Below are 15,536 nucleotides of genomic sequence, written 5' to 3'. Positions count from 1 at the left end.
ATGGGGCATGGGGCATGGGGACAAGGGAGACAAGGGGGACAAGGTAGCAATTTTTCTTCCTTGTCTCTCCCATCTCCCCATCTCCCCATCTCCCCACCTCCCCATCTCCCCATCTCCCCACCTCCCCATCTCCCCACCTCCCCACCTCCCCACCTCCCCGCCATTTTGTCACCTTGTTTTCTTCTTAACCTTCCGTTTGGATTTTCCAGTAATAGAATTAAAAACGAAGCCCCTGTAAAACCTTCAACTATCAAAAGTTAGAAGCTCTAGTAGCAGATTTGACAAAATTGCCAAAATAGAAATCTGTGTCCAAAATACGCTTGTAAAATTTTTATGACTTCCCGGATTCGCTTTTTGATGTGTCCTCCCGATCACTACGATGTCGATTATGTGATTAATCCCTGGATGGAAGGGAATATTCACAAATCATCACGCGATCGCGCTGTAGAACAGTGGCAAGGACTACACCACATTCTTAAACAACACGCCATTGTAGACTTAGTACCGCCAGAAAAAGGTTGGCCAGATCTAGTTTTTACAGCCAACGCTGGTTTAGTACTGGGAGAAAATGTGGTACTCAGTCGTTTTTTACACAAAGAACGTCAGGGAGAAGAACCTTACTTTAAACAATGGTTTGAGGCAAATGGTTACACAGTATATGAACTTCCCAAAGATTTACCATTTGAAGGAGCAGGAGACGCACTGCTAGATCGGGAAGGACGCTGGTTATGGGCGGGATATGGTTTCCGTTCTGAATTAGATTCTCACCCTTACCTCGCTAAATGGTTGGATATTGAGGTACTCTCCCTACGATTGATAGACGAACGTTTCTATCATTTGGATACTTGCTTTTGTCCGTTAGCAAACGGTTATTTGCTTTACTATCCTGGTGCTTTTGATTCCTACTCCAACCGCTTGATTGAAATGCGGGTAGCACCAGAAAAGCGAATCGCCATAGCCGAAGCTGATGCAGTCAACTTTGCTTGCAATGCGGTGAATGTAGAAAGCATCGTGATTATGAACAAGGCGAGTGATGCTTTGAAGTCGCGCCTTGCTGATGTTGGTTTCCAAGTGCTAGAAACACCGCTGACTGAATTTCTCAAAGCTGGTGGTGCGGCTAAATGCCTAACCCTACGGGTGACGGAACCTGTGAGAGAAGAACTTCATGCCAACGTCTCGGTGGAAAGCCGTGTCATTCGCATGGAAGGACATTTGTTAGACGCTGGTTTGATTAACCGGGCTTTGGATTTGATTGTAGACGCTGGCGGAAGTTTCCAAGTTTTGAATTTTAATTTGGGAGAACAGCGTCAAAGTACTTCAGCTGCCGAAGTCAAGGTATCAGCACCATCCCATGAAGTGATGGAAGAAATCATTTCGCGGTTGATTGATTTGGGTGCTGTAGACTTACCCCAAGATGAGCGAGACGCTAAATTAGAACCTGTAATTCAAAATGGCGTAGCGCCTGAAGATTTCTACGTCAGTACAATTTATCCCACCGAAGTGCGAATTCATGGCCAGTGGGTGAAGGTGGAAAATCAGCGGATGGATGGAGCGATCGCCATTACTCAAACACCCAACGGCTTCAAAGCTAGGTGTAAAATATTACGGGATTTAGCAATTGGCGAACAAGTAGTCACAGACGTGCTAGGTATCCGCACCATCCGCAAAACAGAATCGCGAGAACAACGCAGCACTAACGAATTCAGCTTTATGTCATCTGGGGTTTCTAGCGAACGCCGGGTGGAATTAGTGGTGGAACAAGTCGCTTGGGAATTGCGTAAAATTCGTGATGCTGGTGGTAAAGTAGTTGTCACGGCTGGCCCAGTAGTGATTCACACTGGTGGCGGCGAACATCTAGCACAACTAATTCGCCAAGGATACGTGCAAGCGCTACTCGGTGGCAATGCGATCGCTGTCCACGACATCGAGCAAAATATGATGGGTACTTCCTTGGGTGTAGACATGAAGCGGGGTGTGGCCGTTCGTGGCGGACACCGCCATCACCTGAAGGTAATTAATACCATCCGCGGTTACGGTAGCATTCCCAAAGCCGTGGAAGCGGGGGTAATTAAGAGTGGCGTCATGTATGAGTGCGTTAAGAATAACGTGCCTTTTGTGCTTGCTGGGTCAATTCGGGATGACGGGCCTTTACCTGATACCCAAATGGATTTGATTAAAGCCCAAGAACAGTATGCCAAAAACCTAGAAGGTGCAGAGATGATTTTAATGCTGTCATCAATGCTGCACTCAATTGGCGTGGGTAATATGACTCCGGCGGGGGTGAAAATGGTATGTGTGGATATTAACCCAGCTGTGGTGACTAAATTGAGCGATCGCGGTTCTGTAGAATCAGTGGGTGTAGTCACAGACGTGGGATTATTCCTCAGCCTGTTGATTCAGCAGTTGGATAAATTAACAAGTCCCTATATTAGTAAGGTAGGTTAAAAAACGAACTACTCCAGATATTACACGAAACTTCTGGTGCGATCGCCATTAGGCGTTAAGCTGATGCGCTTTTAAATTGCATAACTCAACTCGTTAGAAAGACGCTCTTACAGGGGGACACACCAGACACAAAGATGCAATTTGAATGACGATTAGCTTACAAGTTTAATAGTAGGGTAGGCATTTTGACCCTACTATTTTTTATGTTTAATTAAGTTGACTATAAAGTAATGAAAGTTCATAGACTTGGGAAAATATTTTTTTTGATTTTTTTAGTCTTTATATCAATGATTGTCTTGGTTAACTTGCGATCGCCAGATGATAAACGACTGGACTTTTGTAGTAGTCTTAAATCACTAAACCAAATTGAAGTTAAAGATTACGATAATAATGGAATTAAATGGCGTCAAGGCACATTTACTACAAAAGTTTCTTTTGGCGATGGCCAAAAACTAACAGTAGTGATTTTTCCTAAAGCACTTGCTCCTAAAATTTGGTCAACAGTATCCCAATCATCTATTCAATATATTGGTGACGGTGGCGATAATAATTGGCGAGAATGGTTGAGTCCTGATTATTTTTATTTACTCGCGGTTCCTCCAAAAACCACAGCTTTAGCTTTTGGCAGACTTTGTAATCGCAACGGAGATGTTGAAGTTGAACCTATCAAAAAATTGCAAAACATTTCTCCCACAAAAATAATCATCAACGACAAAATTTATCTCTCTGTTTCGTCTCCACTACCAGCCATTAAACCATATACTGTCATAGTCAATACTGGCAGTAATCGTCTCGATACATTAGGTACTCAAACAGAAGTATATTTCACCAAAGAAAACCTCAAATTTGAGTAAAAAGTAGTGGAGAGTAGACAAGGTAAGGGGGACAAGGAGGACAAGGAAGACAAGGAAGAAAAATTGCTACCTTGTCCCCCTTGTCTCCCTTGTCCCCATCCCCCATGCCCCATGCCCAATGCCCAATGCCCAATTCTCCTTTAACAAGGTATTAAAGCATCCAATCTCCCTAGTACTGCCATATCTTCTGCATCTAACTCTACAGGTGTTCCACTGCGAATTAATTCCGAAAAGTCTTCATTAGGAACCATTACAGTTAGGGTATACAAGCGAGTAGAACCTGTATTTTTAATCATGTGCGTACCTGTGGGAGGTACTAATAAACTATCTCCGGATTTGATTTTAGCCATCTTACCGTCACACATGGCGATCGCTTCACCTTTGATCACAAAAAACATTTCCACTGCCCACTGATGGCGGTTTGGTGGTGTTTGTCCGCCGACATCAAATATTTCTAGACAGCAAGTCAAGGAGGTATTTGCATTGGTGGAATCAAAAATAATCGCTAAGCGATTGGAGTCGTCAGGATTGATGCGATACACCTGATAATCTTTGGGAGATTTGATCACAGGAATTACACAACGGGTAGCGTACATTTATTTATCCCCTCGAATTTATTGATGGTGACAAAAGATGCAAGTATTGAATATTTAGTTGTCAGAATTAATTTTCTGGAAGTTGCAGACAGAGATTTGGAAAATAATCATCTTTTGGTGTTAATTGCTGACGGTTGACGGTTGACGGTTGACGGTTAACTGTCAACTGTCAACGCTTTTAAAATCCCTTGAGAATCTGTGACAAAACCAAAGCATTGTTTAACGTTGTACAATGTCGCCAGCCAACAATACTCAGGTGATGTTGTGGCGGTGCAGTCTTTGACTAATATGCAGTCATACCCTAAAAAGTTAGCATCACACAACGTGGTCAGTACGCATTGGTCGGCGTTAACACCAGCAAAGAATAGTGTAGTTTTTCCCAGATTCTTCAAAATACTATCTAAAGGGGTATCCCAGAAACCACTCATACGGTATTTATCTATGCGAATATCTTCTTTTAGCGGTTGTAGTTCGTCCACCACCGCCGCCGCCCAACTGCCTGCCATGAGTACTTTTGCACCGTTTTTGGGCAGGGGATCGCCCAAACCCACACCATCGCCCGTGGGGTTGTAGACATGGAGTGAAGCTGCACTAATGTTGAGTAAGTCGGGACGATTCCCCCAATTCACCCAAATTATCGGCACACCAGCAGTACGCAATTCTGGGAGTAAAATTTTTAAAGGTTCGATGGGCTTACGGGCTGGGGTGACATCCACGCCGATATGCGCTAACCAACCGTCAGGGTGACAGAAGTCATTTTGCATATCAATGACGAGGATGGCGGCTTTTGCTAGGTCTAGACGCAGAGTTTTTGTTTCTGTTGCTAAGATAACGGGTTGTGGGGTCTTTTGAGGACGGGTGATATCTGCAATGACATCATTCACTGTCCACGCATTTGGTGGAAACCCCAATGTCCGTAATGGTAAATTCATACAATTGCAATTGCCAATACCATTTTCTATTTTGTAACTTGAAACTTAGTTCAGAAGACGATTCTTAATCAAGGTTAAATATGTTAAGTTTCACTATCCAAAATGTTTTAATTGCTACTAACGATGATTACGTAACAGTTGATGTACAGGTTGTAGATGGTAAAATCGCTGCCATCGCTGCGAATTTAGAAGTCATCGGTACAGCTATAGATGGTAAACATAAGCTGCTGCTTCCTGGGTTTTTTAATGCCCATACCCACTCTTCGGAAATGTGGCAACGGGGAATCATGTCGGTTTTGCCCTTAGAATTATGGTTGGCGGAACTGTATGATTTTGCACCTCTGGATATCGAACAAGTTTATCTCAGCGCATTGGGAACGGCGGTGGAAACTTTACTTTCTGGTGGAACGAGTGTAGTAGACCACTTGGTGTTAATTCCCGGACAAGAGTTAGAAACCATTGCTATTGCAATTCGCGCTTATAAAGAAGTGGGAATTAGAGCTTTTATCGCGCCTTTAATTCAAGATCAATCTCTCACCGCAGGTATTCCATCTGGGGAGTCTACACAAAATCATGAACCTTATTTTCGCTCCACTGCGGCAACGTTGGAAATTATTGAAGAAGCGGTAAAAAAATTTCATCGCCCAGATGAAGGTGTGAGTATTTTAGTTGCACCAACAGGGATACAATTGTGTACTGATGATTTGTTTGTTGGGTGTATTGAATTAAGCGATCGCTACAATCTTTGTCGTCATTCCCATTTACTAGAAACCAGGGCACAGGAAAAACTCGCCCAAGAAAAATACGGTTGTACGGCTGTAGAACATTTACAACGAATTGGATATTTAAGTGATAAAACTTCTCTTGCCCATTGTGTTTGGTTAAATGACGCTGATATTGCTATTCTCAGCGAAACTCAATCTACAGTCGTTCATAATCCCTTGAGTAATTTACGCTTAGGCAGTGGCATCGCCCCGATTTTAAAATATCGCCAAGCCGGAGTCAATGTCACTTTTGGTTGTGATGGGGCTTCTAGTAATGACTCCCAAGATTTGTTAGAAGCTATTAAAATTGGTTCGATTTTACATAATGTTACAGATTTAGATTATCAATATTGGATTACACCCCGAAAATCAGTGGAAATGGCATCTTTAGGAGGTGCAAAAGGATTGAATGTTGCAGATCAACTCGGCTCTTTAACTGTCGGAAAACAAGCGGATTTCGTACTTTATGACCTCACAAATTTATCATTATTACCGCGTACAGACCCCATTGGCTTATTAGTTTTGGGGCGTCCTAGTAATGTTGTAAATAGTGCTTGGGTGAATGGCAAACAAATTATTAATAATGGTAAATTTACAACAATTAATGTTGACGAATTGCGCCAAGAATTATTTACCCGCAGTCAATGGGAGACTAAGAGGAAATCGGAAACTGTTGCACAAATTGAAACTCATTATCGCACAGTGATGGGGTTATGAAACACAAACATAAGTTAATGGGCGCTAAAAAAGCATAACCAATAGGAGTGGTTGTTGACAGTTGACTGTTGACTGTTGACAGTTGACTGTTGACTAAAGATTAAAGGGAAAATACCAAACCTTTCCCCCTTTCCCCTTCCCCCTTCCCCTTTTCCCTTCTCTTTCCCCTTCCCCTTTTCCCGACTTCTGAAAAAGTCTATTGGCTTAGATATAGTGTATAACTATTGACTTGGAAAATAATCCAAATTTTTCTATTGCTATCAGCTGCAAACTATAGTCAAGTATTTGCCACAGTTCTGTAATACTCTTTTTATAAAGATAAGAGATAATGTTAAGACTTGGTAGATTTCAGCCCCTATTTGAAAATAATAGGTGATTAGATTTTTGGTTTTCAGGCTGGAGAAATTTCTGTGATGCGCTTTAAATCTCATCTGAATTCTTTGAAAGAAATACGTCAGAATTTAGCACCTTATATTATAGCATTACTGACAGTTACAATTTCACTATTACTGTCAGTACTGCTAAGTTCGCTACTTAAACCGACGATGTTTATGCTTTTTTTTGTGGCTGTAGCGATTAGTGCTTGGTATGGTGGAATGGAAGCAGGACTACTAGCCACTGCTTTATCAACTGTAGTGATAGACTATTTTTTTATCGAGCCATTATTTACATTGTTTGCTTACCGCATAGATAGCATAGTGCATCTATGTGTGTTTTTAATCATTGCTATCATTATGAGTTGCTTTCATAGACAATTAAGGATTTTTCAGCAACGCTTAGAGAAACGAGAAAAGCAGTTACAAGTGAGTGAGGCGAAGTTTAGACATTTAGTTGAATCTAATATAATCGGTGTATTTGTCAGCAATAGCAATGGAGAGATTATTGAAGCTAACGAAGCATTTCTAAAAATGCTCGGTTATTCACGCGAAGAAATTTTAGTGGGACGAGTGCGATGGCAAGACCTCACACTCACAGAAGATTTAGCATTAAGCGAACATTCTTTCCTAGAACTAGAAGCTACAAAAATATTTCCACTCCAAGAAAAAGAATATTGTCGTAAAGATGGTAGTTCCATATCTATTTTAATCGGTGGCACTTTATTGCGAGAAGCTGATAATAACCAAGAAGAAGTAATTTCATTCTGTCTTGACATCAGCAAACGCAAGCAAGCTGAACAAGAGCGAGAACAATTACTCAAACGAGAACAAGCTGCACGCTCAGAAGCAGAAGCCGCTAATCGCATCAAAGATGAATTTTTGGCTGTGCTATCCCATGAAATCCGCTCACCTTTGAATCCTATTCTCGGTTGGTCGCAGTTACTTCAAAGCAAAAAGTTAGATGAGGTTCAGACGGCTCAAGCACTGGAGGTCATTGAGCGTAATGCCCAGTTACAAGCTGAATTAATTGATGACTTGCTGGATATTTCTCGGATTTTGAGAGGCAAACTCAACCTGAATATTCGCCCTGTGGATTTGGGATTGACGATTCAAGCCGCAATAGAAATAGTACGCTTGGCGGCGCAAGCCAAATCAATTCAAATACAGACAATGGTCTCCACAAATACAGTGCAAGTTTTAGGAGATCCTAGCCGATTACAGCAAGTAATTTGGAATCTCCTTTCCAATGCGGTTAAGTTTACCGAAGTAGGAGGACGCATAGAAATCCGGCTAGAACGCCTTGATTCTCAAGCTTTAATCACCGTTAGTGATACAGGTAAAGGCATCCACCCAGATTTTCTTCCCTATGTGTTTGACTATTTTCGCCAAGCAGACAGCACCACAACTCGGAGGTTTGGTGGATTAGGGTTAGGTTTGGCGATAGTTCGTCACTTAGTCGAACTGCATGGCGGGACTGTCGAGGCTCAAAGCCAAGGCATTAATCACGGAGCAACCTTTATTGTGAGGTTACCACTTATGCCTACTCAAATTCTGACAAAACAAGATAGTAAACAACCTGAGCAATCTTTAGATTTAAAAGGTATCAAGATTTTAGTGGTAGAAGATGATACAGATACGCGAGAATTTACTACCTGCTTACTAGAGGAATACGGAGCAAGTGTAACAGCAGTTACCTCAGCAAGTGAGGCACTAATCACTTTTGGCGAATTTCAGCCAGACCTACTGTTAAGCGACATTGGTATGCCAGATATTGATGGATACATGTTGATGCAGCAGGTCAGAACCCTGCCACCCGAACAAGGAGGAAAGATTCCAGCCATCGCCCTGACCGCCTATGCTGGAGAATTTGACTACCAGCAAGCGTTAAGAGTTGGTTTTCAAAGGCATATTTCTAAACCAGTTAAAGCGAAGAAACTGGTAGAAGCGATTACTGACTTAGTTGGGGTCAAATAAAGGACTTCCAATTGAAGAAGAATACAGAATACAGAATTCAGAATTCAGAATTCAGAATTCAGAATTCAGAATTCAGAATCAAGACGCTCCTGCATCGTTCTAAGCGTACCCCTGCTCTTAAGCAAGCTACGCATAGCGTCTCTAACAGCCGTTCGCCCGTACATTGTATGTATATCAATATTTTGGTGAATTGGTATTAACTGTTGACTGTTGACCGTTGACAGTAAACAGTCAACACTCAGCAGTCAACAACCGCAAGCTGAATAATTTATTTTTTGGTTTTATTTCATTAGGAGTTATATTCCAATACAGTTCAGTTAAGCCTTTCTTTCTTCTCTTTGCGTCCTTCTCTGACGAGACGCTGCGCGAATGCGTCCTTGGCGGTAGCCTGCGGCAAGCCGCTACGCGTCTACGTTAAAAAAATTGAATTTGACCAAGAGTTTTAGCCTTAACACCAAGCGTATTGAGTTATATTCAAATCAACATCCCAGCAATACAAGCTGTGATAAAACCAGCCAACAATCCGCCAATCATTGCCCTGACACCCATACGAGCTAAATCATGTTGGCGATTCGGTGCTATGCCAGTAATACCGCCGATGGTAATGCCAATTGAACCAATATTGGCAAAGTTACATAATGCGTAAGTCGTGATTATAACCGAACGCTGAGAAATTTTTCCGCTTTCAATTAATGCCTTTAAATCTAAAAAAGCAATAAATTCATTCAAAATAGTCTTTGTACCCAATAGTGCGCCCACTTCTTGACAATCAGCCCAAGGTACACCCATCAAAAATGCTACGGGAGCCATAAAATAAGACAAAATTCGCTGTAATGAAAGTTGCTGTAAACCAAACAATCCCCCTAACCATGCCAGCAAGGCATTCACAGCAGCTAATAATCCCAAAAAAGCAATAATCATTACCCCCACATTCACTGCTAGCTTGACGCCGTCAATGGCTCCGCTACTAGCTGCATCAATAACATTTATATAATTAGTTTTTACATCCACCTTGACTTTACCAGCAGTTGTTGATACCTCTGTTTCTGGGTACAGCAATTTTGATACCACCAATGACGTGGGAGCAGTCATAAAAAAAGCCGCGATTAGGTGTTCTGTTTGTACCCCAAAGGAAATGTACGCTCCTAATACTCCACCTGCAATTGTGGCAAAACCAGTAGTCATCAGGGCATGGAGTTCTGATTGCGTCATATCCGCTATGTAAGGTTTCACCACCAGCGCTGATTCTGTTGGCCCCAAAAAAATGTTACTGGCACAGGATAAAGATTCAGAACCCGATGTTTTCATTGTCTTCATCATTACCCACGCCATTAGGCTGACCACTCGCTGTAAAATACCGTAGTGATATAAGACACTAATGAAGGCAGAGAAAAAGATAATTGTCGGCAACACTTGGAAGGCAAAGAAATGATCCTTAAAATTTTCTCCAAAGACAAATTTAGCTCCAACATCAGAGAATGCCAAAAATTGACTGACAATATCTCCTAGAGATTTAAACGCATTCAAGCCCCAAGGAGTTTTCAAAATCACCAAGCCAAATACAAACTCTAATCCCAAACCCCAAGCAACTATTCGCCACCGCACCGCCTGACGATTTACAGAAAAGGCATAGGATATGGCGATAAAAATTAAAATTCCCAACGCAGAAATAGCGCGTTCCATATTTACCTTGGCGATACAACTTTTTTGATGAAAAACTCCATGTTAGTTGCGGGATGGGGAGATGGGGAGATGGGGAGATGGGGAGATGGGGAGATGGGGGGATGGGGAGATGGGGAGATGGGGAGATGGGGAGATGGGGAGATGGGGAGATGGGGAGATGGGAGAGACAAGGAAGAAAAATTGCTACCTTGTCCCCCTTGTCCCTCTTGTCTCCCTTGTCTCCCTTCCCATGCTCCATGCCCCATGCCCCATGCCCCATGCCCAATGCCCCATGCCCTATCCGCCAGGATGACTATTAATGTACCGATAGCGCTGGCACTCTCAATACTGTATTCTCTGATAAATTAGTATCTGCAAAAACTATTTTCTACTCCCAATTCCAAAGGGGCTAGTAAAAAATTTCATTAAACAAGCATTTTAGACTTATCCATAATCCCAAGATGCCTTCTAAGCGAATCTTGTTTATCAGTAACGGCCACGGAGAGGATAATCACACCTCTCATGTAATTCAGACTCTCCGAGAATTGTCTCCTTCTATTGAAATGGCGGCAATGCCGATTGTGGGGGAAGGAAAAGCTTACCGTAGTTTGGATATTCCTATTATTGGGCCCACACAAACAATGCCCTCTGGCGGATTCTTTTACATGAAGCGCCTGTATTTGCTCAAAGATTTTCAATCGGGATTGATTGGGTTAACGTGGCGACAGTTACAAGCGGTGTTGCAATACGCCCCTAACTGTGATTTGGTGATGGCCACTGGGGATTTTATCTCTCAGACATTTGCTTACTTAACAAAGCGCCCCTTTGTTTCGTTTATTTCTTGTCTTTCTGCCCTTTATGAAGGGCGATTGCGTATCAATCCGTTGTTGTGGCACGATTTGAATTCTTCTCGCTGTTTAACGGTTTTCACTAGAGATTTTTATACGGCTTCTGACTTGCAACGGCAAGGTATAACTAAAGCTCAGTTTGGTGGAATTCCGGCTTTAGATCGCCTTGTTCCCACTGGGGTGGACTTGCAACTTAAACCAGAGGTTCCAACTATTGCCTTGTTACCAGGTTCGCGAATGCCAGAGGCGGCAAGAAATTTCTGTTTGCAGTTGCAACTGGTGGTGGAAATTGCCAAGGTAATGCCTGAGTCTAGGTTGCAGTTTCGTGCGGCTTTAGTACCAAATTTGATGGCAGAATTAGACGACATTGCTAAAAGTGAAGGCTGGCAATTAAATCAAGGGGTACTCACTTATTCTTTGCCTGGTAGTTCTGCTGAAGAATTGCCGCTAGTAGAAGTAAAATGTTACTCGAATGCTTTCAGTGATATTGTATATTACTCTACCCTGGTGATTGGCATGGCAGGGTTAGCGGTGGATTTAGCAGTGGCGATCGGCAAACCGATTATCCAAATTCCCGGACAAGGGCCTCAATTTACTTATGCGTTTGCAGAGGCGCAAACGCGATTGTTAGGGATTAATGCCCAAACCATCGGCACAGGGCCAGCAACTCCTGACACTCTCAAACAAGCGGCTCTACGATTAGTGGAAACTTTACAAGATGCAGATTATCTAGCTCAGTGTCAAAAAAATGGCCCTGAGCGATTCGGCCCGTCCGGCGCATCGTCAGAATTCAGGAGTCAGAATTCAGGAGTCAGAATTCAGGAGTCAGAATTCAGGAGTCAGAATTCAGGAGTCAGAATTCAGGAGTCAGRAGTCAGGAGTCAGAATTCAGGAGTCAGAATTCAGGAGTCAGRAGTCAGGAGTCAGAATTCAGGAGTCAGAATTCAGGAGTCAGAATTCAGAATTTACAAGTATTAGAGCAGAAAACCTATGAGAGACGGTCTTGTAGACTCCCGGAGGGGGGTTTCTTGCAGAGTCACCCAGCACCAAGATTTTGTCGTTTGTTGAATTTGCTCAATTGTTTGTTGAATTTGCTCAATCGTTCGTTGAATTTGCTCAATCGTTCGTTGAATTTGCTCAATCGTTCGTTGAATTTGCTCAATCGTTCGTTGAATTTGCTCAATCGTTTGTTGAATTTGCTCAATCGTTCGTTGAATTTGCTCAATCGTTTGTTGAATTTGCTCAATCGTTTGTTGAATTTGGGTAATTGTTTACTTGTTCGCTGTTACTTATCTCTACGAATAAATTTAATTTTGTCCAACTACTTATGAAAGTCCGCTCTAGTTACTGGCAACTGTTACCTTATTTGTGGCCCCAATGGCCGCTGTTAGTTCGGGGATTGGTTTGTATCTTAGGATTTGTGTTGCTTACTTTAGCACTGCCTTACCTAACAGGTCAGATCGCTTTTTTTGTCGGTCAGGGAAATGTTAACCAGATTGCTTACTGGCTGGGACTAGCTACTGTAGTTTTTTTGCTTCGCGGGCTTTGTCAATACGGGCAGAATGTTTTTATGATTGCTGCTGCCCTGAATATGGTTTTAAGTTTGCGTAAGCGGCTTTACGCTCATTTGCACAAGCTGGGATTGGATTATTTTGAAACTACACAAACGGGTGACCTCACTTATCGGTTAACTGAAGATATCGATCGCGTGGGGGAAATTGTAGACAAGTTATCTCATCAGTTTCTTTCTAATTTGTTGCAGTTAATTGCCATTCCCATTTACATGCTGTACCTGAATTGGCAACTTACCCTTGCAAGTTTGGTTTTGGCTCCTTTAATGGCTTGGTTAATTGGTCTATTTGGTCAGCGATTACTGGTACTATCTCGCCAAAGTCAAAATCAAGTTTCTAATTTGTCGGCGATGCTAACTGAAGTGTTTAGCGGAATTCGCGTGGTGCAAGCTTTTGCTGCACAAGGTTATGAAATTCAGCGTTTTGAGCGAGAAGCAGAACGCAATCGCCAAGCTAAGTATCGCGCTCAACAACTCAAATCAATTCAATTTCCGGTTGTGGGTTTTTTGGAAGCGGTTAGCATTATGCTGCTGTTTCTTTTGGGAGGATGGCAAATTTCTCAAAACCAACTGACAGCTCAAGGTTTTATCAGTTTTTTAGCTGCTGTGGCTATCTTGATTCAGCCAATCGATTTGTTGATTAGCAATTACAACGAGTACAAACAAACTGAGGCTTCTGTTGAACGGATTTTTGAATTGATGGCGAAGCAGCCGAGTTTGATTGAAAAGCCAAATGCTCAGGAATTACCGCGAGTTACTGGTAAGGTAGAGTATCGCCACGTGAATTTTGCTTACAACCCAGGTCAGCCAGTCCTCAAGGATCTGTCTCTATTAGCTACTCCTGGTAATGTCATTGCTTTAGTTGGTAGTTCTGGGGCGGGAAAATCGACATTAATTAGCCTTTTACTTCGCTTTTACGATCCGCAGGCGGGTGAAATTCTCGTTGATGATGTTGATATCCGCGATGTTTCCCTTAGAAGTTTGCGCCGTCAAATTGGCATTGTTCCCCAAGATATTACGCTGTTTTCTGGAACCATCGCCGAAAATATTGGTTATGGTCAGGAAGAATTAAATTTAGCAGCAATTGAGGAAGCGGCGAAGATTGCCAACGCTCACTCGTTTATTACCCAGTTTTCCCAAGGTTACCATAGCTGGGTGGGAGAACGGGGAGTTAATTTATCGGGAGGACAACGCCAAAGATTAGCGATCGCCAGAGCAATTGTCAACGATCCCCGAATTCTCATTTTGGATGAAGCTACTTCTGCCTTGGATTCAGAATCAGAAGCATTAGTGCAAGAAGCACTAGAACGAGTGATGCAAAACCGCACGGTGTTTATTATCGCCCATCGCTTAAGCAGCGTTCGTCGGGCTGACTGCATTCTCGTGCTAGAACAAGGACAAGTGGTGGAAGCTGGTACTCACACTTCCCTTTTGTCTCAAGAAGGACGCTATGCGCGTTTTTATGCCCAACAGTTTTACTCTACAAATGAGGGAGGCAATATTAAGTAGGAATTTTTACTATCTCAATCGAATTTGAGTTGGGAAAAATATTAGTGGTGGCTGTTGAGTGTAAATGCTTCTTGAGATGCTTATCAATTCATAACAAGATTTATTAAAATTAAACAAGAATAATATATTGATAAGTTAATAAATTTAGTTCATGACTGCAATCCAGTTCCAGAATTTACCCGATACACAGCAACAGAAGACCACTTTACCCCACTTGGGGCTGGTTTGTATCACCTTTGATAAACAAGTGCGCTTTCGGACAATGACGCGCACGCGGTACTTAAAACTAACTCTTGAGGAACGTGAAACTGCCCTCAAAGAACTGTATCAGCATAATTTACAGCGTTTACATGACGCTTTATCCTTTTGTGAGAAAAATCAAATTCAGCTGTATCGGATGTCTAGTGCTTTATTTCCTCTTTGCGATATAGAAGACGAAATCGGGGCAAATATATTAGAGGAAATGAGCGATGCATTAGCAAAAATTGGCGAACGTGCAAAAGCATTAAACATCAGAATGGTATTGCATCCCGACCAATATGTAGTGCTGAGTTCTGATTCACCAGAAATAGTGAAAACAAGTATCAAAATTCTCCAACGCCACGCCCGCAACCTCGATTTATTAGGCTTACCCCAATCGCCTTGGTCATTAATGAATATTCATGGTGGCAAATCTCAACGCAGCGAACAACTTGTAAAAGTAATTTCCGAATTACCACCAGCAATTAAAAATCGGTTGACTTTAGAAAACGATGAATATGCCTATAGTGCTAGTGAGATTTTAGCAGTATGTCAGCAGGCAGAAATCCCAATGGTGTTTGATGCTCATCACCAGATTTGCCACGAAAATTTAGATAGCTACGACGATCCAAGTGTGGCATCTATGTTACATGCAGCACGAGAAACTTGGGCAAATCCAGATTGGCAATTAGTCCATATTTCCAACGGTGAAGAAGGTTTTAATGATAGAAAGCACAGCAATTTAATTACTGCTATGCCCGATGTTTACCATGAAGTACCTTGGATAGAAGTGGAAGCCAAACAAAAAGAAGTAGCGATCGCTCATTTGCGTTCTTGGTGGCTGATGGAGTCGGGAGTCTGAATTCAGGAGTCAGGAGTCAGGAGTCAGGAGTCAGGAGTCAGAATTCAGGAGTCAGAATTCAGGAGTCAGAATTCAGGAGTCAGAATTCAGGAGTCAGAATTCAGGAGTCAGAATTCAGGAGTCAGAATTCAGGAGTCAGRAKTCAGGAGTCAGAATTCAGGAGTCAGAATTCAGGAGTCAGAATTC

General features: G+C 42.3%; 13 protein-coding genes. 10 read left to right on the top strand and 3 right to left on the bottom strand.

What is annotated here, in order from left to right:
* The first annotated feature begins 333 nt into the window (after positions 1–333).
* The 3 genes from argZ to VF06_RS37695 all read left to right on the top strand — a co-directional run bounded on the left by argZ (position 334) and on the right by VF06_RS37695 (position 3,443).
* Positions 334–2,445: a bifunctional arginine dihydrolase/ornithine cyclodeaminase gene (gene argZ, locus VF06_RS37705; protein WP_099067373.1), complete on the top strand. Its 2,112-nt coding sequence runs from the start codon at positions 334–336 to the stop codon at positions 2,443–2,445.
* Between the two features lie 263 nt (positions 2,446–2,708).
* The gene (locus tag VF06_RS37700) at positions 2,709–3,299 is read left to right on the top strand and encodes a hypothetical protein (RefSeq protein ID WP_244918115.1); all 591 of its coding nucleotides are present in this window, start codon (positions 2,709–2,711) and stop codon (positions 3,297–3,299) included.
* 6 nt (positions 3,300–3,305) lie between these two features.
* Positions 3,306–3,443 carry a histidine kinase gene (locus tag VF06_RS37695; RefSeq protein ID WP_099067375.1) on the top strand — a complete coding sequence of 46 codons (138 nt, stop codon included), beginning with the start codon at positions 3,306–3,308 and terminating at the stop codon, positions 3,441–3,443.
* Here the strand turns inward: VF06_RS37695 and VF06_RS37690 are convergent.
* Both VF06_RS37690 and VF06_RS37685 read right to left on the bottom strand, forming a co-directional pair.
* Complete coding sequence (locus VF06_RS37690; protein WP_099067376.1) at positions 3,440–3,895, bottom strand: cupin domain-containing protein; 456 nt, start codon at positions 3,893–3,895, stop codon at positions 3,440–3,442. The two genes, VF06_RS37695 and VF06_RS37690, sit on opposite strands and share 4 nt — an antisense overlap.
* A gap of 155 nt (positions 3,896–4,050) precedes the next feature.
* Positions 4,051–4,827, bottom strand: a complete 777-nt coding sequence (locus VF06_RS37685; protein ID WP_099067377.1) for a cysteine hydrolase family protein — start codon at positions 4,825–4,827, stop codon at positions 4,051–4,053.
* Positions 4,828–4,907: 80 nt separating this feature from the next.
* Between VF06_RS37685 and VF06_RS37680 the strand changes: the two genes are divergently transcribed.
* Entirely contained in the window at positions 4,908–6,308 is a 1,401-nt protein-coding gene (locus VF06_RS37680; RefSeq protein WP_099067378.1) for an amidohydrolase, read from the top strand.
* 413 nt (positions 6,309–6,721) lie between these two features.
* Positions 6,722–8,659, top strand: coding sequence for a hybrid sensor histidine kinase/response regulator (locus VF06_RS37675; protein WP_099067379.1), 1,938 nt, complete (start codon positions 6,722–6,724; stop codon positions 8,657–8,659).
* Positions 8,660–9,133: 474 nt separating this feature from the next.
* Here the strand turns inward: VF06_RS37675 and VF06_RS37670 are convergent, their stop codons facing one another.
* Entirely contained in the window at positions 9,134–10,342 is a 1,209-nt protein-coding gene (locus VF06_RS37670) for a NupC/NupG family nucleoside CNT transporter (protein ID WP_099067380.1), read from the bottom strand.
* A gap of 53 nt (positions 10,343–10,395) precedes the next feature.
* On the opposite strand from VF06_RS37670, the gene VF06_RS41805 reads away from it, so the two are divergent.
* The 5 genes from VF06_RS41805 (at position 10,396) to uvsE (ending at position 15,350) form a co-directional block, all read left to right on the top strand.
* Positions 10,396–10,641 carry a hypothetical protein gene (locus VF06_RS41805; protein ID WP_218964548.1) on the top strand — a complete coding sequence of 82 codons (246 nt, stop codon included), beginning with the start codon at positions 10,396–10,398 and terminating at the stop codon, positions 10,639–10,641.
* A 141-nt stretch (positions 10,642–10,782) separates the two neighbouring features.
* Positions 10,783–12,147, top strand: coding sequence for a lipid-A-disaccharide synthase-related protein (locus VF06_RS37660; RefSeq protein ID WP_257208163.1), 1,365 nt, complete (start codon positions 10,783–10,785; stop codon positions 12,145–12,147).
* 50 nt (positions 12,148–12,197) lie between these two features.
* Positions 12,198–12,500, top strand: a complete 303-nt coding sequence (locus VF06_RS37655) for a hypothetical protein (RefSeq protein ID WP_143861895.1) — start codon at positions 12,198–12,200, stop codon at positions 12,498–12,500.
* Positions 12,497–14,248, top strand: a complete 1,752-nt coding sequence (locus tag VF06_RS37650) for an ABC transporter ATP-binding protein (protein WP_099067384.1) — start codon at positions 12,497–12,499, stop codon at positions 14,246–14,248. Before VF06_RS37655 ends, VF06_RS37650 begins: the two co-directional genes overlap by 4 nt.
* A gap of 151 nt (positions 14,249–14,399) precedes the next feature.
* The gene (gene uvsE / locus VF06_RS37645; RefSeq protein WP_099067385.1) at positions 14,400–15,350 is read left to right on the top strand and encodes a UV DNA damage repair endonuclease UvsE; all 951 of its coding nucleotides are present in this window, start codon (positions 14,400–14,402) and stop codon (positions 15,348–15,350) included.
* Positions 15,351–15,536 lie beyond the last annotated feature (186 nt).

Origin of the sequence: Nostoc linckia z4 (genome assembly GCF_002608075.1) — a bacterium.
Taxonomy (GTDB): domain Bacteria; phylum Cyanobacteriota; class Cyanobacteriia; order Cyanobacteriales; family Nostocaceae; genus Nostoc; species Nostoc linckia.
Note: the sequence above shows the minus strand (reverse complement) of the source record. Positions and strands in the feature narration are given on the sequence as shown.

What these genes read in the sequence shown, in the direction of transcription:
- argZ (WP_099067373.1), top strand. Translation starts at nt 334, where the DNA reads ATGACTTCCCGGATTCGCTTTTTGATGTGTCCTCCCGATCACTACGAT.
- VF06_RS37685 (WP_099067377.1), bottom strand. Translation starts at nt 4,827, where the DNA reads ATGAATTTACCATTACGGACATTGGGGTTTCCACCAAATGCGTGGACA.
- VF06_RS37680 (WP_099067378.1), top strand. Translation starts at nt 4,908, where the DNA reads ATGTTAAGTTTCACTATCCAAAATGTTTTAATTGCTACTAACGATGAT.
- VF06_RS37650 (WP_099067384.1), top strand. Translation starts at nt 12,497, where the DNA reads ATGAAAGTCCGCTCTAGTTACTGGCAACTGTTACCTTATTTGTGGCCC.
- VF06_RS37675 (WP_099067379.1), top strand. Translation starts at nt 6,722, where the DNA reads ATGCGCTTTAAATCTCATCTGAATTCTTTGAAAGAAATACGTCAGAAT.
- uvsE (WP_099067385.1), top strand. Translation starts at nt 14,400, where the DNA reads ATGACTGCAATCCAGTTCCAGAATTTACCCGATACACAGCAACAGAAG.
- VF06_RS37690 (WP_099067376.1), bottom strand. Translation starts at nt 3,895, where the DNA reads ATGTACGCTACCCGTTGTGTAATTCCTGTGATCAAATCTCCCAAAGAT.
- VF06_RS41805 (WP_218964548.1), top strand. Translation starts at nt 10,396, where the DNA reads ATGGGGAGATGGGGAGATGGGGAGATGGGGAGATGGGGAGATGGGGGG.
- VF06_RS37670 (WP_099067380.1), bottom strand. Translation starts at nt 10,342, where the DNA reads ATGGAACGCGCTATTTCTGCGTTGGGAATTTTAATTTTTATCGCCATA.